The organism is Thioclava sp. JE_KL1, assembly GCF_009296265.1.
Taxonomy (GTDB): Bacteria; Pseudomonadota; Alphaproteobacteria; order Rhodobacterales; family Rhodobacteraceae; genus Thioclava.
This window is the reverse complement of the sequence record NZ_WBJS01000011.1, coordinates 34537-50074: the sequence shown is the minus strand read 5'-3', so window position 1 is coordinate 50074 and position 15538 is coordinate 34537. Positions and strand designations below refer to the sequence as shown.

Genomic DNA, 15538 nt, shown 5'->3' with positions numbered 1-15538 from the left:
CGTCTCCTACATCCGCAGATCGAGCCCGCTTTGGGGGGGGGCGAGCCGCACGGTTGCGCGTGGGGCCGGGGCAATCGGTGTCTCAATTGGGTCTAGGTCCGGGCCAGCGCCCAAGCCGTCGAGCATGTCGGGCCGTTGCTGCGGACGCTCGTCGCGCTGGCTGAACTGAAAATCGAGCGCGCCATACCCCATGTCGTGCATCTCGCGCGCGAGTGTGTCGATATGGCGGCGCATGAGGTCGAGCGTCTCGGCGCGGTCAGCCTGTATCGCCACCGTCATGCCATTCTGGCTCGCATGGAGGGTCATGCGCACATGCCCCAGTTCCTCCGGTGAAAGCGCAATCTCCACCGGTCGATCGGGCATCCGTGGCAGTGAGATCCCGATCTGATGGGCGATCGACTGCGCGATAGAAGCGGGCGCGGGGGGCACCGCCACGCTTGTCTGCCCGGACCCACCCGACGCGGTGATCAGAGGGGCGGAGCCCGCGGCCCATGTCTCTGCGGTCTCACCGACATGGGCCCGCGTGGCGGTCAGCTCGGGGTCGTCCATATTGGTTTTGGCCGTGCCCAGTTCCGCCGTCGTGAGATAGGTTGTCCGTGCATGATCTATGCGTTTGAGGGTGGGCGCGGGTGACGCATAGGGTATGGCACCCGAAGGGAGCGGTGCGGCCTCCAGCCGGGTCGACCTCTCGGGCGCCTCGGCCTTTTCATGCTGCGGCGCATCGCTTTGCGCGACGCTCAGTATCGGTGACATGTTCTGCTGAGGCTGAGGGCGCGCAACCGCTCCAGAGGCGCCGACAGTTGACGGGGGGGCGGAGGCCTCGGTCGCAAACTCGTGCTGTGGGGCATTTGCGTTCGCGACCTGCTGCAGTCTCGAAGAGACAACGCTTGCCTCGACGGGCGGCGGCGCTTCCTTCGCGCTCAACTTGACGTCTGAAGCCCTTGATGCTCGCATTTTCGCACCGGGCGGCTCGGCGAGCGTGGAGGGCAGTGGAGAGAAGGCTGGCGCTGCCTGGTCTCCTACGCGTCTCTTCATCCCGGTCAGCGTCGGATCAGTTTCTGGAGCATCAGTGCGCGCAGCCCCAGTTGACGCTTCGGTCGGTTGGGTTTGGGCACTATTTTGCCCCGAGACGAGCGCAGTTTCAGGTTGTTTGCCTGCCAGAGGGTTATGTGTTGCAGCAGGTGAATGGAAAGAAGGCGCGGCATTCGGGCCCCGTAGAAGCGCCATTTCTGAACGATCGTCGGGACGAAGAGGTCCCGAGCTAGTTGCGTTCTTCTGCGGTGTGCTTTTGGTTTCAACGCTTCCTGCCTTTGTCCCCTCTGCATCGGATGCTGTGAGCGTCGGAACTTTCAATGCGGGCTCTGCACTTTGAGCGCTATCAATCCCGGGGACAAACACCACGGGTTTTGACGACACAACTACCGCCGAATTTCCGCCAGTTTCAGCAGACCTTTGCACCCGACCGCTCGCGTCGTGAGGCGCAACGATCGCCGCATCATTTCTAACGAGTATTGAGAGCGTTCCATCTTTCACGAAGCCAGCGTTTTGTGCGCTGATCTGCGGCTGGACGGTCATCACGTTCGAGAGTTGCACAGAACGCAATGAGCTTTCCGAAGCCGTGTCAGGGATATTCGCCTCTATTTTGTCCGTCTCCGTGTGAGCGAGCGAAACCCTCTCCCGGTCTCCTTTTTCGTTCAGTCGAGACGTCGCGCGGCCATCATGCGAGACAATGCGCTCCACGGGCTTCTTTTGACCATCGAGCTTTGTGGGATGGTCCGGGGCGACTCTGAGAGCCGACCGCGTCGGGCCGAACGGGCCCTGCGGACCGGGCAGCACAATGTCCGAAACGCTGCCAGCCAAGTCTCGAGCGCCTGATCCGCTCGTCGGCGCCAGCTGAGCATCTTCAGCCTCACACTGCGGGCCCTTGTCGGCCAACGGGTCCGCGCCACCCTCCGGCTCCTCAACCGAGTTAACGCCACGAGGGGTTGCGACGGTTTTTGGCGCGGCCTCTTCTTCAAGCGTAAAGGTCCCGCCCGGCGACTCCGCCGTATCGGTAGCTCTCGCTGCTGCCTTGAGATGGCCGCTCGGGCCTTTCGGCGTTTCTGGAATCGGAAAGGGAAACATGGTCCTCACGACTTCTGTCTGTGTCGAGGCCACTATCGCCGCAGGAACTTACCGATTCTTTACGCCCGACTGGCAGAGTGCAGAAAATTATCTGCAACTGGAGAGTTCGATGCACAGTCCGATCGTATCACCGCTGCCGCACGCGGCTGGTCTCTCTTCGCATGATGCCAAGCTGCTTGAGCAAGCGAAGGCACTAGAAGCCGGGTTCCTGTCGGAAATGCTTAAAGAGGTGGGCATGGAAGCCGCAAGCGGCGCTTTCGGGGGCGGAATTGGCGAGGAGCAATTCGCGTCCTTCCTGAGAGCCGAACAGTCCAAGGCCATGGTCGAGGCCGGGGGAATTGGCCTTGCGGAAATCATCTTCGAATCGCTCAAGAACGGAGGGCAGGATGCCTGATACGAATGCTGCGGAAGAGCTGATCTCGCTGCTGCGGCTCGAACGGGAAGCGATCCGTTCGGCGGATTTTTCCGACCTTGTCGGGCTGAGCGACCGAAAGGAGCGCGCGATGGCTGCGCTGACGAAACTTGATGGCGACACGGTCGAGAAAATCCGTGCGCTTGCACGCGAGAATCAGACGCTATTGGCCTCGGCACTTGCGGGTGTTCGCGCGGCGCAGGCGCGTTTGAAAACGATTGTGACGGCGGCGAAAGGCTTCGAGTCCTATGACAAGGAAGGGCGACCGCGGCCCATCCGCCGCGGCAGCGGAGATTTCGAGCGTCGTGCATAAGCTGTTAATCATGAAGGGAATTTGTTGAGAGGTCGGGGGAGGGATTTAGCAGATTGTTAGCCTTTGGAGGGCCATGGTGGCGACGCATCCAAGCGATGGCGCGCCTCACAGCTCAGGAGGCGCATTGGTCAGAAAGCCTTGAGTGCCGCGTCGAACACGCGGCTTTGCAATCGAGTGACGCAAAGCGTCGACACTAAAAGGATAAATCATATCCAGCATTCTGACGAATACCAGCGCGATGGTTGCGCTACAGACCCTCAAGGGGATCAATTCCGGCCTCGCCACCACGCAGTCCGAAATCTCGACCGGCAAAGCCGTCGGCTCGGCGAAGGACAACGCGGCGGTCTGGGCGATTTCGAAAGTCATGGAGTCCGATGTGAAAGGCTTCTCGGGGATTTCCGATAGCCTCGCCCTCGGCGAATCGACGGTCGCCGTCGCCCGCCAGGCGGCGGAAACCGTGACCGACCTTCTGACCGAGATGAAAGGCAAGATCGTCGCCGCGCAAGAGCAGAACGTCGATCAGGCGAAGCTGCAGACCGACGTCGACGCGCTGCGCGAGCAGATCAAATCGGTGGTCGGGGCCGCTCAGTTCAACGGGCTCAACCTCGTCGACGGCTCTTCGGCCGCGACCGTGAACGTGCTCTCTTCGCTCGATCGTGCGTCCGACGGCTCGGTGGCCGCCAAGCATATCGGCGTTGCGGCGCAGGATCTGTCGGTTGGCGGTTACGTCGGTGCCGATGTCTTCACCGGCACCGATGGCGTCACCGCGACGACCGATGATGCCTTCTCTTTCTCGCGCGATGCGAACGGCGGCTCGGATGATGACGGCACCGTGGTGATCGTCGATACCAACCTCGCGGCGGGCGACACGATCAACATGACGCTCGGCGACTACGCGGTGTCCTACACCGTGACGGCGGAAGACATCGCCTCCACCACGACGGCGGATGTCGTGGCTGTCGGTCTGAAATCGGCGATTGAGAATTCCGGCGCCAATGTCACGGTCGACTACAATATCGCCAATGCCGGCACGATCGTGATCACCAATGGCGGCGCGGACTCGCTGACCATCACCGGCCAGTATGAAAACGCCGGTGCGGGCGGCCTCGGCCTGCTCAGCTCGATCAATGTCGACGCTGGCAATGGCGGGGATCCGGCACTCGCGCTCACCAATATCGAGACGCTCATCCAGGTTGCGACCGATGCCGCTTCGGCCTTCGGTTCGGCCGAGGGCCGCATCCAGACTCAGGCCGATTTCATCTCGAAGCTGAGTGACTCGCTCAAGGCGGGGATCGGCACGCTCGTCGATGCGGACATGGAAGAGGCCTCGGCCCGTCTTCAGGCGCTGCAGACGCAGCAGACGCAGCAGCAGTTGGGCATCCAGGCGCTCTCGATCGCCAACCAGCAGCCGCAGAACATTCTCTCGCTGTTCCGCTAAGGCTCGGGTAGGGGCGCCTGCCTTGGCGCCCCCGCTTCCCTCATGTGCTGCGCGCATGATCAGTTTCAGTCACCGGAAGGATTTCCCGTGTACGCGACGACTTTGGCCAAAACGGCCTATTCCAATCCCAGCCAGCCGATGCGCACGCCGCGAGGGCTCGAATTCGAACTCTTCGCCCGGATCACGCGCCGCCTCAAACAGGTCTCTTCGCAAGGTGCCCCTTTTGCCGCGCTGGCAGAAGCGATCTTCGAAAACCGCCGCCTCTGGACCGCGCTTGCGGCGGATGTCGCCGATCCGGAGAATGGCTTGCCGCAAGATCTTCGCGCCCGCATCTTTTTCCTGCACGAGTTCACGCAGGCGCATAGCCGCCTCGTGCTTTCGCAAGACCGGTCGGTCGATGCGCTGATCGACGTGAACACCGCCATCATGCGCGGGTTGCGACAAGACGGGGCAAAGCAATGAGCGGCCTCGTTCTGAAACTCGCCCCGAAAGAGAGAGTGCTGATCAACGGTGCCGTCATCGAAAATGGGGATCGCCGATCGCGACTCGCGATCATGACGCCGAACGCAAACATTCTTCGGCTGCGCGACGCGATCCATCCCGAAGAGGTCAACACCCCGGTCCGTCGGGTTTGCTATATCGCGCAGCTCGTACTCTCCGGTGATACCGATCCGCAAGAGGCGAAGATGCAGTTGCTTCGGGGGATTGAGCAGCTCAGTCAAGTTCTCAAGGATCAAGATAGCCGTGCGCAGCTCAATGCAGCCACGCTCGCCGTGATCGAGAACCAGCATTACCAAGCGCTGAAAGCACTGCGCACGCTTCTTCCACGGGAGGAACGCCTCCTCGCCGCAGGCGCGTCATGACGTATCAGCCGGTCGTCCCTTTCTCCGGGTTTGCGGGGTGGCGGTTTCTCTCGCGCACGATGGAGACGCAGCAAGCCGCTTTCGCGGCGTCGACGGAAAACCAACGCCTCGACAGCTATTTCCGGGAGACGATCGGACAGATCGATACGGCGAAGGCTTTGGTAGATGATCGACGTCTGCTCGGGGTGGCGCTCGGTGCATTCGGTCTCGATGCGGATATCGACAATAAATACTTCATCCGGAAAGTACTCGAGGAAGGCTCTTTGGACAGAACGGCGCTGGCCAACAAGCTGTCAGATAAGAGCTATCTCGCGCTGACCACGGCTTTCGGTTTCGGAGATTACTCCGTTCCGCGAACGAAGCTTTCGACTTTCGCGGATGAGATACTGACGAAATTTCAAACCCGAGAATTCGAGGTCGCGGTTGGCGAAGTCGATAATGACCTGCGCATGGCGATGTCATTGCAGCGCGACCTTCCTGAGCTCGCGGTGAAGGATATGTCCGAAACTGCGAAGTGGTACACGATTATCGGATCGCCATCCCTGAGCCGGGTGTTCCAGACTGCGCTCAACCTGCCACCCAGCGTCGGCGCGCTTGATGTCGATCAGCAACGCGAAATCTATATGTCGAAGGCGCAACGCGTCTATGGCACCTCCGACCCCGCGGAGCTTTCCAGACCTGACAAGCTGGAGGTCCTGACGCGGGATTATTTGCTTCGTGCGCAGCTCTCGAGCATGACAAGCGTTTCGTCGCAGAATGTCGCGCTCAGCCTGTTGCGGAACGTGGGGGCGCAGGGCCTGTCCCTTCGGCTCTAGGCTTTAGGGAAACTGCGCGGCACGGCGCAGCTCGCCCGTTTTCAGGCCGCGCCAATTGGTGATCGGGCCGGTCAATCTGCGATGCACCACGGGCGCGTTGGCATCGAGCGCACCGAGGCGGATCAGCAGCGCGATCATAGCCGCTTCCGAGGCCCGGGTCGCGCCATCAGTGATCTTCAGGGCGACGCCGCGCTTCTGATCCGGAAGCATGGCGACATAGACGCCTTCCGCACCGGTTTTGACGGCGACGCGCCCGTTCGCCTCTCGCATGATCTCGGTGCAGGCGCGGCCTTCGCCCGCGACGAGTTCCGGATGCTCCATCATCGCGTCGACCAGACGGGTCGCAGCGCGCGCCCGCAGATCGCCGTCGGAGGTCGCCGCCGCGAAGAATTGCATGGCGCGGCCGAGACCGGCGAGGCTGGTCGCGAAATTCGGGGCCGAGCATCCGTCGATCCCGTAGCGCGGCGAGGTCTCTTCGGTCACCTCTTCAAAGGCGGATTTCACGGCCTGCTGCACCGGGTGATCGATCTCTACATAGTGAGGGCCGCTGCCCAGATGCTTGTTCAGTGTCAGGAACCCGGCATGTTTTCCCGAGCAATTGTTATGCGCTTGGCAAGGCGCGTGATCCGAGCAGATCAGATGTTTCTTCTCGGCCTTGTCGCGCGGCAGATGCGCCCCGCATCGCAGGTCGTCATCGTCCAGCCCAAGTGTCGCGAGCCAGTCTTCGACCGCCGCGCGGTGCATCTGCGCGCCCGAATGGCTCGCGCAGGAGAGGGCCAGCTGGCGCGTCGTCAGCCCGGCGGCCTCCGCCGCACCGCTTTCCAGCAGCGGCAGAGCCTGGATCATCTTCACGGATGAGCGCGGAAAAATAACGGCTTCGGGATCGCCCCAGGAGGCTTCGATCCCCTCCGGGCCGAAGATCACCGCATGGCCGTGGTGGACGGATTCACACATCCCCCCGCGCCACAGCTCGATCATTGCCTCCGGTGCCGTCATCGCCTGCCTCCTATGCGCGAAATCTCGCCATCGCGGGGTTTTACCCCTAGGCTTTTTTAGGTTAAATGAGTGTTATCGAGAGGAAAACGCATTCGCCACCGAAAACAGGGTGACCGGCCCGGGCGATGCAGAGGCAACCTGACAGCTGGAGGCTGTAAGCATGATGATGAAGGGTCTGCGGATCGCGGCGGTCGCCGCGCTCATGATCGGGGCGGGGCATGGCGCAATGGCGCAGGAGAGCACCAACCGCGTCGCGGCGAATACCGATTGGAGCGTCTTCGTCGATAACGATCCGAAAGAGTGCTGGGGCGTGTCGAAACCGAAGAAGACGGTCAACACCAAAGGCGGCAAGGTCGTGCAGGTGAACCGCGGGGATATCCTGCTGTTCGTGACCTACCGTCCGGGCAAGAAGCCCGAGATTTCGTTCATGGGCGGCTATCCTTTCGCGGATGGCTCGACGGTCGATCTCGAAGTCGGCGGTCAGAAATACACGCTCTTCACCGATGGCGGCGGCGCTTGGGCCGGATCGCCGGAAGAGGACGCGAAGATCATCGGCGCGCTCAAGGCCGGGTCCGACGTGAAGCTGACCGGTCGTTCGAGCCGTGGCACCCAGACCGAGGACACGTTCTCGCTGATGGGCTTCACCGCCGCGACCACCGAAGCCGAGCAGCGCTGCCAGTAAGCGACCCTCGCGCCTGACATTGGAGCCCCGGCCATGCGCCGGGGTTTTCGCGTTCGAGCCAAAAGCGCGACGCCCCCTGTTAATGCAGGGGCGAATCCCCTATATGAGGCGCCTCATTTCAAGGAAACATGCGATGACCCAGTCTCAGGCTCCGATCACGCAAGACGTGCACACGATCCCGCGCAAGCTGCCCGAAGGCGGCAAGGTGAACCTCATCGGCCTCACCCGTGACCAGCTGCGCGCGGCGCTGATCGAGGCGGGCACGCCTGAGAAGCAGGCGAAGATGCGCGTCGGCCAGATCTGGCAGTGGCTCTATTACTGGGGCGTGCGCGATTTCGCGGCGATGACCAACCTCGCCAAGGATTACCGGGCGATGCTGGACGAGAAGTTCGAGATTACCCTGCCCGAGATCGTGTCGAAGCAGGTCTCCGAGGACGGCACGCGGAAATACCTGCTGAAGATCGCGGGCGGCCACGAGGTCGAGGCGGTCTACATCCCCGAGGAAAGCCGCGGCACGCTGTGCATCTCGAGCCAGGTAGGCTGCACGCTGACCTGTTCGTTCTGCCACACCGGCACGCAGAAACTCGTGCGCAACCTGACGCCCGGCGAGATCGTGGGGCAGGTGATGCTCGCACGTGACGATCTGGGCGAATGGCCTGAGAAGAACAGCCCGAAGAACGAGACCCGTCTGGTGTCGAACGTCGTTCTGATGGGGATGGGCGAGCCGCTTTATAACTTCGAGAATGTCCGCGACGCGATGCAGGTCGTGATGGATGGTGAAGGCATCAGCCTCAGCCGCCGCCGGATCACGCTGTCGACCTCGGGCGTCGTGCCGGAGATCGCGAAGACCGCCGAGGAGATCGGCTGTCTGCTGGCGGTGTCCTTCCACGCCACGACCGACGAGGTGCGCGACAAGCTGGTGCCGATCAACAAGCGCTGGAATATCGAGACACTGCTGAACGCGCTGCGGGAATATCCGCGCCTGTCGAATTCGGAGCGGATCACGTTCGAATACGTCATGCTCAAGGGTGTGAACGACAGCGACGAAGACGCGCGCCGTCTGGTGAAGCTGATCCGCGGCATCCCCGCGAAGATCAACCTGATCCCGTTCAACGAATGGCCGGGCGCGCCCTATGAGCGCAGCGATTGGGAGCGGATCGAGAGCTTCGCCGACATCATCTACAAGGCGGGTTATGCCTCGCCGATCCGGACGCCGCGCGGCGAGGACATCATGGCCGCCTGCGGTCAGCTGAAATCGGCGACCGAGCGGGCGCGCAAATCGCGGGCGCAGATTCAGGCTGAGGCGGGGCTTTAAGGGAACCCGCTTCGCCGCTTCTGCATTGACGCTGCGTGTGGGAAGTAACCGGAGACGTCATGACGCGAGAGGCCATCGCCCCGCTTCCAAAGCCCTGTAATGCCGAGGGAAAGCCGCGCCGCACTGGCGTGGAGATCGAGTTTGCCGGGCTGACCGAGGCGCGCATCGCGCAAATCGCCGCGCAGGCTCTGGGGGGCGAGGCGCGGCGTAGCGACGGTCAGGACTGGGAAGTCACCGGTACGAAGCTCGGCGATCTGCAGGTCTATCTCGACATTTCGGTGCGCAAGCAAACCGACGGCGCGCTCAAGGAGCTTGGTCTACGCATCGGGCGCGAGGTCATTCCGGTCGAGATCGTGACCGAGCCGCTGGACCGCGAAGGCCTTCTGCAACTCTCTGATTTTATTGAATTGCTGCGCAGCGAAGGTGCGCAAGGCACGGGGCGGTCTCTGCTCTATGGGTTCGGCCTTCACCTCAACCCCGAGATCGCATCCAGTAAGGCTGAGGATATCGTCCGCCCGCTTCTGGCCTTCGCGCTGATCGAGGAGTGGATGCGCGAGACGTGGCCGATCGAGAGAACGCGCGAAGTGCTGCCTTTCACCGCGCCCTATCCGAAAAAGCTGATCGAGGATCTGGCGCGGCTCGGCCCGGATGCCGCGCTCGACGAGGTGATCGTCACCTATCGCAGGCACACGCTGTCGCGGAACCACGGGCTCGATATGCTGCCGATCTTCTGCGAGCTCCGGCCCGATCTGATCGCGCCGGAGGAAGGGAAGGGCGGCACCGTTTCGCCGCGTCCCGCCTTCCATTTCCGTCTGCCCGATTGTCGCATCGACGATGAGACTTGGTCGCTCGACAGCGAGTGGCGGCGCTGGTGGTTCGTGGAGACGCTCGCGGCGGAGCCCGAACTGTTGGGCCTGATGTGCCGCGAATGGTTGACGGCGAAGACCGAATTCCATCTGCTGGGTGGGAAATGGGTTGAGACCTGCGAGAAAATTCTGAGGCTTGCCGGGCATAGATGAAGCCCCTGATCGGCATATCGACATCGCGTCGCACCGGGTGGCGGGTCTACCCGTTCATCGCCTTTGGCGTCTGGCTGGCGGGCGGGCGCTCGGTCCGCTGGGTCGCGGGCAAGCGCGCCGAGGTGCAGCATGTCGACGGAGTGATCGTGGGCGGCGGCGATGACATTTCACCCGAACTCTATGACGGCGATCTTATCGCGAGCGCGGTGCTCGACCCGGCCCGGGACGAGCTGGAGAAATGCCTCGTCGAGGAAGCGATGGCGCAGGGCAAGCCGGTGCTGGGGATTTGCCGCGGCGCGCAGATGATCAATGTCGCGCTGGGCGGCGATCTGCATCAGGACGCTTACGATCATTACAACGCGCATAAACACACGACGCTTCTGCCGAAGAAGGATGTGCGGGTCGAACCCGGTTCGCGGCTCGGTGCGCTGGCGGGGCTCGCGCCGATGCGGGTCAACGCGCTGCACAGTCAGGCCGTGGATCGCTTGGGCGACGGGCTACGGGTCGCGGCGCGCGACGGCTCGGGGATGGTGCAGGCGGTCGAGCGGGTCGAGGAGCCTTTCGCCCTCGGTGTTCAGTGGCACCCGGAATACCTCACCTATGCCCATCGGCAGCGTGCGCTGTTCCGGGCGCTGGTAGCGGCAGCGCGCGCAAGCCATGAGCACCGCGCGCAATTGCCCGAGGTCAGCGCCGAGGCGAAGGCCTGAGCGCCGCGCCTCAGCAGTTCTCGTAATTCCAATTGTCGATGATCGCGACCGCGTCCTTGGCGCTCTCGACGAAGCTCACCAGATCGAGATCCTCGGGCGAGATCGTCCCGGCCTCGGCCAGCCGATCCCAGTTGATGATCTCTTCCCAGAACTGGCGCCCGAACAGGATGAAGGGGATTCTCGACATCCGGCCCGTCTGGATCAGGGTCAGCGCCTCGAACATCTCGTCGAGCGTGCCGAAGCCGCCGGGGAAGACGCACACGGCGCGGGCGCGCATCAGGAAATGCATCTTCCGGATCGCGAAATAGTGGAAGTTGAAGGTCAGATCGGGCGTGACATATTCGTTCGGCGCCTGCTCATGCGGCAGCACGATATTGAGGCCGATCGACTGACCGCCCGCCTCATGCGCGCCGCGATTGCCCGCCTCCATCACGCCGGGGCCACCGCCGGTGCAGATCACGTTCTCCCGGCCGTATTCCTGCATCGAGCGTTCGGTCATCTCGCGCGCGAAGATGCGCGCCTCTTCGTAGTAACCCGACAGTTCCGCGAGATATTCGGTCTTCGCGTTGGCCTTGTTCTCGGGCGCGGGGATGCGCGCGCCGCCGAACATGACGATGGTCGACTCGATGCCGCGCTCGTCCATGATCAGCTGCGGCTTGAGCAATTCGAGCTGCAGCCGTACTGGGCGCAGCTCGTCGCGCAGCATGAAATCCACATCCGTATAGGCCAGCCGATAGGCGGGCGCGCGGGTCTGTGGCGTGTCGGGAATGTTCTTTGCGGTCTGCGCGTCGTCCCGCGAGTGGCGGAACGAATGCGTCGTGTCGTCCTTCATGGGGCACCTGCTCATTGCGCGTTTCGCTTTGACCAACTATAGCGTGAACGCTGTAAAGGCCACCTGAAAGAGGATTTGCCCATGTCGAACGCCGCGCTCGAAACTGCAATCGAAGCCGCTTGGGAAGCCCGCGACACCATCACGCCCTCGACCGGCGGTGAGACCCGCGAGGCCATCGAAGATACACTCAACGCGCTGGATCGCGGCGAGCTGCGTGTTGCGGAGAAACGCGAGAACGGCGACTGGCATGTGAACCAATGGGCCAAGAAGGCGGTTCTGCTGGGCTTCCGTCTGAAGGACATGGAACAGCAGGATGGCGGCCCGCAGGGCGGCCACTGGTGGGACAAGGTCGACAGCAAGTTCAAAGGCTGGGGCGACAAAGAATGGAAAGCCGGCGGCTTCCGCGCCGTGCCGAACTGCATCGTGCGCAAATCGGCCTATATCGCGCCGGGCGTGGTGCTGATGCCCTCCTTCGTGAACCTCGGCGCCTATGTCGACGAGGGCACGATGGTCGACACCTGGGCCACCGTCGGCAGCTGCGCGCAGATCGGCAAGGGCGTGCACCTCTCGGGCGGCGTCGGTATCGGCGGCGTGCTGGAGCCGATGCAGGCCGGCCCGACCATCATCGAAGACAACTGCTTCATCGGCGCGCGCTCGGAAGTCGTCGAAGGCTGCATCGTCCGCGAAGGCTCGGTGCTGGGCATGGGCGTCTACATTGGCAAGTCGACCAAGATCGTCGACCGCGAGACCGGCGACGTGATGTATGGCGAAGTGCCGCCCTACTCGGTCGTCGTGTCGGGCTCGATGCCGTCCAAGAACGGCATCAACCTGTATTGCGCGGTGATCGTGAAGCGCGTCGATGCGCAAACCCGGTCGAAGACCGGCATCAACGAGCTGCTGCGTGACTGAGAAGCCGGAAAAGCCGCAGAAGAAACCCTCGCGCCAGCAGGTCTTTACCCTGCTGGTCGAGGTTGGTCGCTCGCCCAATGACGGTCTGCCGAAAGGCGCGTCCGGGGCGGGGCTGTTGTGTTACGCCTCGGGCGTGGACGAGGCAGAGGCCGTGCGCGAGACCGTGGCGATCCTCAAGCAGGCCGAGATGGCGCCGCTTGACGTCACGGGTTACGGGACGCTCGCGGAGCGCGAGAAACAGGGCCATGAGATCGACGATGCGGAACGTGAATTGATGCAACGCGCGCTCGACGAGAACTCCGTGATCATCGCTCAGATGGAGCCGTTTTTCGGCAACGACAAGAAGCCGCTCCAGTAAGCCTTAGAGTGTCATGTGACGCCCGTTGAAACCTCACGAACCGTTGATACACTGGTTCAAAGAGCAAAACAGCGAGCAGGCGACATGGCAATCCCCGGAAAGATTATCCCACTGACATTCATAGCGTTTTCTGCGCTTTCGGCCTGTGCGGGGCCTCCCGAATCCTCGCCCCGGCCGCTGGCGCGGGGCAGCGCGCCCGTGGCGGACCCGATCCCGCCTACGGACGCCGCGACGGAAGCGCGTTTCGAGTCCTTCCTCGCGGGGTTCAAATCGCGTGCGCTGGCCAACGGCATCACCGAATACACCTGGAACCGCGCGATGGCCGATGTGCGCTACAATCCCAAGGTGATCGAGCGCGACCGTTACCAATCGGAATTCACCAAGTCGATCTGGGATTACCTCGACAGCGCGGTTTCGGATGAGCGCGTCGCAACCGGTAAGCAGATGCTGCGCCAATACGACCGGCAGCTGAACGCGATCGAGCGCAAATACGGCGTCGACAAAGAGGTCGTCGTCGCGATCTGGGGTATGGAGAGCCGCTACGGCGCCTATCGTGGCAAGACGGCGATCATCCCGGCACTCGCGACGCTGGCCTATGACGGACGGCGCGGCGAGTTCTTCGCCAAGCAGCTGATCGCGGCGCTCAAGATCATCCAGTCGGGCGATGTGGACGAGCGGCACATGACCGGCTCTTGGGCCGGGGCGATGGGCCACACGCAGTTCATCCCAACCTCCTACCTGTCCTATGCGGTCGATTTCACCGGCGATGGTCGGCGCGACATCTGGTCGGAAGATCCGACCGATGCGCTGGCCTCCACGGCGGCCTATCTGGCGCGCTCGGGCTGGTCGAAGGGGCAGCCCTGGGGCGTCGAGGTCATCCTGCCCTCAGGCTTCAACTACGGCCTCACCGGCAAGGGCACGAAGAAGAGCCCCGCCGACTGGGCAGCGCTTGGCGTGCGCTCAGCCACGGGCGGCACGGTGCCGAATTACGGCGCGGCGTCGATCCTCGTGCCCGCGGGAGCGAAGGGTCCGGCCTTCATGATCTTCGGCAACTTCCGCGCGATCTCGCGCTACAACTCCGCCGACAGCTACGTGATTGGCGTCGGGCATCTGTCGGATCGTCTGAAAGGGAAGGGGCCCTTCGTGCAGGATTGGCCCCGCACGGGAAAACCGCTCAGTTCCAAGCAGAAGGTCGAGCTGCAGGAACGTCTGACCGCGGCGGGCTTCGATACGGACGGCACCGATGGCAAGATCGGCGCGAATACCTCGAAGGCGATCGTGGCCTTCCAGAAATCGCGCGGTCTGCCGCCAGATGGTTACGCGACGCTGGAGCTGCTGCAGGTGCTGCGCGGTTCGTGAAATGCTAGGCGTGAATTGCTGGGGCGCGGGGGGTTACCTCCGCGCCTCTTGCTTTGAGATCTGCACTGCCAGAATGCCGCCTGCGATCACCAGAACGCCAAGCGCGTCGTGCCAGTCGACATGCTCGCCCAGCACCGCCCAGGCGATCGCAACGCCGAAGACGGGCGTCAGGAAGTGGAAGGTCGCCGCGCGCACCGCGCCGATGCACCCCACGAGGCGGAACCAGACCCAGGTCGCCATCAACCCCGGCACGATCACCGTGTAGGTGAAGGCGAAGGCCAGTGTCGGCGTCACCTCGACAGAGAGATGCTCGGTGAAGGCGGAGACGACGGCGAGGCTCACAGCCCCCACCAGCATCTGCAGGCCGACGATCATCAGCACGCCGCCACCGCCGCCGCTCGCGCCGCGTACGGTGAGCGTCGCCACCGCCAGCGCCAGCGCGCCCGCGACGCAAAGGCCCAGCCCGAACGGGTCGATCCCGCCCTGCAGCCGCGCACCCATGATGATGCCGACGCCCGCGAAACCTGCCACCAGCCCGGCGATGCCGAGGGGCGGAATCCGGTCGCGAAAGACGATCCAGCCAAGCGCGCCGACGATCAGCGGCATGGTCGAGGCGATGATCGCCGCGACCGAGGCTTCGACCGTGGTCATCGCGACCCAGTTAAACCCTAGGTAGAGCGCGTTTTGGCAAATTCCGAAGATGATCGTGGCGCGCCATTGCGCCCGGCTCAGCCGCCAGCTTTGGCCGAAGGCCAGTGCCAGCGCGATGCCGATCCCCCCGGACAGCGCGAAGCGCAGGGCAAGGGCTGCAAGGGGCGGAGCCTCTGCCACGATGATATGCGTGGACGTGAAAGCCGAAGACCACATCAGGGCAAAGGCGAGCCCCATTCCGATCGCGCGCAGATCCATCTTTCCTCCGGGCCTGAAAAAGGGCGCCCCGATTGCTCGCGAGCGCCCTAAAAAATTGGCTGTCCCTCGATTGAGAGAGTCCTGCGATCAGGAGTTAACGCTGTCCTTGAGCGCTTTCGCCACGGTCACTTTGACCTGCTTGTCAGCCGGCTTCTGCATCTGCTCGCCGGTGGCCGGGTTGCGGACCATGCGCTCGGGGCGCTCGCGGCAGTAGACTTTGCCAATGCCCGGCAGGGTAACGGCGCCGCCGTTCGACACTTCTTTGGTGACGACGTCGGTGATCGCGTCGAGTGCGGCCGAAGCCGTCTTCTTGTCGGCGTCCATCGCCTCGGCGAGGGCTGCCACCAGCTGGGTCTTGGTCATCGGTTTCGACATATTCGTTCCTCTCTCCGCCCCGGTAATCCAGGGTCAATTTCGTCCGCGTTGCACGGTTGGTGGGCCATGTTCCACACGTTTTTATTGAGCATGGCAAGCCCTTTTCCCAGAA

The 15538-nt window shown here is 63.1% G+C and carries 18 protein-coding genes; 13 read left to right on the top strand and 5 right to left on the bottom strand.

Annotation, left to right across the window (positions count from 1 at the left end; all coding sequences use genetic code 11):
* Positions 1–6: 6 nt before the first annotated feature.
* The gene (locus F8R15_RS21520; protein ID WP_172976250.1) at positions 7–753 is read right to left on the bottom strand and encodes a flagellar hook-length control protein FliK; all 747 of its coding nucleotides are present in this window, start codon (positions 751–753) and stop codon (positions 7–9) included.
* 1480 nt (positions 754–2233) lie between these two features.
* On the opposite strand from F8R15_RS21520, the gene F8R15_RS17720 reads away from it, so the two are divergent.
* The 6 genes from F8R15_RS17720 (at position 2234) to F8R15_RS17695 (ending at position 5965) form a co-directional block, all read left to right on the top strand.
* Positions 2234–2518, top strand: coding sequence for a rod-binding protein (locus F8R15_RS17720; RefSeq protein WP_152845489.1), 285 nt, complete (start codon positions 2234–2236; stop codon positions 2516–2518).
* Positions 2511–2849: a flagellar export chaperone FlgN gene (gene flgN / locus F8R15_RS17715; protein WP_152845465.1), complete on the top strand. Its 339-nt coding sequence runs from the start codon at positions 2511–2513 to the stop codon at positions 2847–2849. The genes F8R15_RS17720 and flgN overlap by 8 nt, the downstream gene beginning before the upstream one ends.
* Before the next feature lie 238 nt (positions 2850–3087).
* Positions 3088–4287 carry a flagellin gene (locus F8R15_RS17710; protein WP_152845464.1) on the top strand — a complete coding sequence of 400 codons (1200 nt, stop codon included), beginning with the start codon at positions 3088–3090 and terminating at the stop codon, positions 4285–4287.
* Positions 4288–4374: 87 nt separating this feature from the next.
* Positions 4375–4749: a flagellar biosynthesis regulator FlaF gene (gene flaF / locus F8R15_RS17705; RefSeq protein ID WP_078521597.1), complete on the top strand. Its 375-nt coding sequence runs from the start codon at positions 4375–4377 to the stop codon at positions 4747–4749.
* Positions 4746–5150, top strand: coding sequence for a flagellar biosynthesis repressor FlbT (gene flbT, locus F8R15_RS17700; protein WP_078542484.1), 405 nt, complete (start codon positions 4746–4748; stop codon positions 5148–5150). Before flaF ends, flbT begins: the two co-directional genes overlap by 4 nt.
* On the top strand, positions 5147–5965 hold the full coding sequence (locus tag F8R15_RS17695) for a DUF1217 domain-containing protein (RefSeq protein WP_152845462.1): 819 nt from the start codon (positions 5147–5149) through the stop codon (positions 5963–5965). The genes flbT and F8R15_RS17695 overlap by 4 nt, the downstream gene beginning before the upstream one ends.
* 3 nt (positions 5966–5968) lie before the next feature.
* Here F8R15_RS17695 and F8R15_RS17690 read toward each other — a convergent pair whose 3' ends face one another.
* Positions 5969–6961: an asparaginase gene (locus F8R15_RS17690; protein ID WP_152845461.1), complete on the bottom strand. Its 993-nt coding sequence runs from the start codon at positions 6959–6961 to the stop codon at positions 5969–5971.
* 166 nt (positions 6962–7127) lie between these two features.
* Between F8R15_RS17690 and F8R15_RS17685 the strand changes: the two genes are divergently transcribed.
* The 4 genes from F8R15_RS17685 to F8R15_RS17670 all read left to right on the top strand — a co-directional run bounded on the left by F8R15_RS17685 (position 7128) and on the right by F8R15_RS17670 (position 10684).
* The gene (locus F8R15_RS17685; protein ID WP_078521682.1) at positions 7128–7643 is read left to right on the top strand and encodes an invasion associated locus B family protein; all 516 of its coding nucleotides are present in this window, start codon (positions 7128–7130) and stop codon (positions 7641–7643) included.
* Between the two features lie 133 nt (positions 7644–7776).
* A complete protein-coding gene (rlmN, locus tag F8R15_RS17680) occupies positions 7777–8958 on the top strand; it encodes a 23S rRNA (adenine(2503)-C(2))-methyltransferase RlmN (RefSeq protein ID WP_152845460.1) in 1182 nt (393 codons plus the stop codon).
* Positions 8959–9017: 59 nt separating this feature from the next.
* On the top strand, positions 9018–9977 hold the full coding sequence (locus F8R15_RS17675; protein WP_152845459.1) for an amidoligase family protein: 960 nt from the start codon (positions 9018–9020) through the stop codon (positions 9975–9977).
* On the top strand, positions 9974–10684 hold the full coding sequence (locus F8R15_RS17670) for a gamma-glutamyl-gamma-aminobutyrate hydrolase family protein (protein WP_152845458.1): 711 nt from the start codon (positions 9974–9976) through the stop codon (positions 10682–10684). The genes F8R15_RS17675 and F8R15_RS17670 overlap by 4 nt, the downstream gene beginning before the upstream one ends.
* 10 nt (positions 10685–10694) lie before the next feature.
* On the opposite strand, the gene F8R15_RS17665 is transcribed toward F8R15_RS17670, so the two are convergent.
* The gene (locus tag F8R15_RS17665; protein ID WP_078521586.1) at positions 10695–11516 is read right to left on the bottom strand and encodes an LOG family protein; all 822 of its coding nucleotides are present in this window, start codon (positions 11514–11516) and stop codon (positions 10695–10697) included.
* 81 nt (positions 11517–11597) lie between these two features.
* Here F8R15_RS17665 and dapD point away from each other — a divergent pair, with 81 nt between their 5' ends.
* The 3 genes from dapD (at position 11598) to F8R15_RS17650 (ending at position 14142) form a co-directional block, all read left to right on the top strand.
* Positions 11598–12425 (top strand): 2,3,4,5-tetrahydropyridine-2,6-dicarboxylate N-succinyltransferase, encoded by an 828-nt coding sequence (gene dapD, locus F8R15_RS17660; RefSeq protein ID WP_078521584.1) that lies wholly within the window; start codon positions 11598–11600, stop codon positions 12423–12425.
* Positions 12418–12783, top strand: a complete 366-nt coding sequence (locus F8R15_RS17655) for a hypothetical protein (protein WP_078605036.1) — start codon at positions 12418–12420, stop codon at positions 12781–12783. Before dapD ends, F8R15_RS17655 begins: the two co-directional genes overlap by 8 nt.
* Positions 12784–12981: 198 nt before the next feature.
* Positions 12982–14142, top strand: coding sequence for a lytic murein transglycosylase (locus F8R15_RS17650; RefSeq protein ID WP_368731092.1), 1161 nt, complete (start codon positions 12982–12984; stop codon positions 14140–14142).
* A gap of 33 nt (positions 14143–14175) precedes the next feature.
* Here F8R15_RS17650 and F8R15_RS17645 read toward each other — a convergent pair whose 3' ends face one another.
* Both F8R15_RS17645 and F8R15_RS17640 read right to left on the bottom strand, forming a co-directional pair.
* The gene (locus tag F8R15_RS17645) at positions 14176–15051 is read right to left on the bottom strand and encodes a DMT family transporter (protein WP_152845456.1); all 876 of its coding nucleotides are present in this window, start codon (positions 15049–15051) and stop codon (positions 14176–14178) included.
* Positions 15052–15138: 87 nt separating this feature from the next.
* Entirely contained in the window at positions 15139–15426 is a 288-nt protein-coding gene (locus F8R15_RS17640) for an HU family DNA-binding protein (RefSeq protein ID WP_075776797.1), read from the bottom strand.
* Between the last annotated feature and the right edge of the window lie 112 nt (positions 15427–15538).

Bases quoted from the DNA above. Each gene is read 5' to 3' on its own strand.
- F8R15_RS21520 (WP_172976250.1), bottom strand. From the start codon at position 753: ATGTCACCGATACTGAGCGTCGCGCAAAGCGATGCGCCGCAGCATGAA.
- F8R15_RS17720 (WP_152845489.1), top strand. From the start codon at position 2,234: ATGCACAGTCCGATCGTATCACCGCTGCCGCACGCGGCTGGTCTCTCT.
- flgN (WP_152845465.1), top strand. From the start codon at position 2,511: ATGCCTGATACGAATGCTGCGGAAGAGCTGATCTCGCTGCTGCGGCTC.
- F8R15_RS17710 (WP_152845464.1), top strand. From the start codon at position 3,088: ATGGTTGCGCTACAGACCCTCAAGGGGATCAATTCCGGCCTCGCCACC.
- flbT (WP_078542484.1), top strand. From the start codon at position 4,746: ATGAGCGGCCTCGTTCTGAAACTCGCCCCGAAAGAGAGAGTGCTGATC.
- F8R15_RS17695 (WP_152845462.1), top strand. From the start codon at position 5,147: ATGACGTATCAGCCGGTCGTCCCTTTCTCCGGGTTTGCGGGGTGGCGG.
- F8R15_RS17690 (WP_152845461.1), bottom strand. From the start codon at position 6,961: ATGACGGCACCGGAGGCAATGATCGAGCTGTGGCGCGGGGGGATGTGT.
- F8R15_RS17685 (WP_078521682.1), top strand. From the start codon at position 7,128: ATGAAGGGTCTGCGGATCGCGGCGGTCGCCGCGCTCATGATCGGGGCG.
- rlmN (WP_152845460.1), top strand. From the start codon at position 7,777: ATGACCCAGTCTCAGGCTCCGATCACGCAAGACGTGCACACGATCCCG.
- F8R15_RS17675 (WP_152845459.1), top strand. From the start codon at position 9,018: ATGACGCGAGAGGCCATCGCCCCGCTTCCAAAGCCCTGTAATGCCGAG.
- F8R15_RS17670 (WP_152845458.1), top strand. From the start codon at position 9,974: ATGAAGCCCCTGATCGGCATATCGACATCGCGTCGCACCGGGTGGCGG.
- F8R15_RS17665 (WP_078521586.1), bottom strand. From the start codon at position 11,516: ATGAAGGACGACACGACGCATTCGTTCCGCCACTCGCGGGACGACGCG.
- dapD (WP_078521584.1), top strand. From the start codon at position 11,598: ATGTCGAACGCCGCGCTCGAAACTGCAATCGAAGCCGCTTGGGAAGCC.
- F8R15_RS17645 (WP_152845456.1), bottom strand. From the start codon at position 15,051: ATGGATCTGCGCGCGATCGGAATGGGGCTCGCCTTTGCCCTGATGTGG.
- F8R15_RS17640 (WP_075776797.1), bottom strand. From the start codon at position 15,426: ATGTCGAAACCGATGACCAAGACCCAGCTGGTGGCAGCCCTCGCCGAG.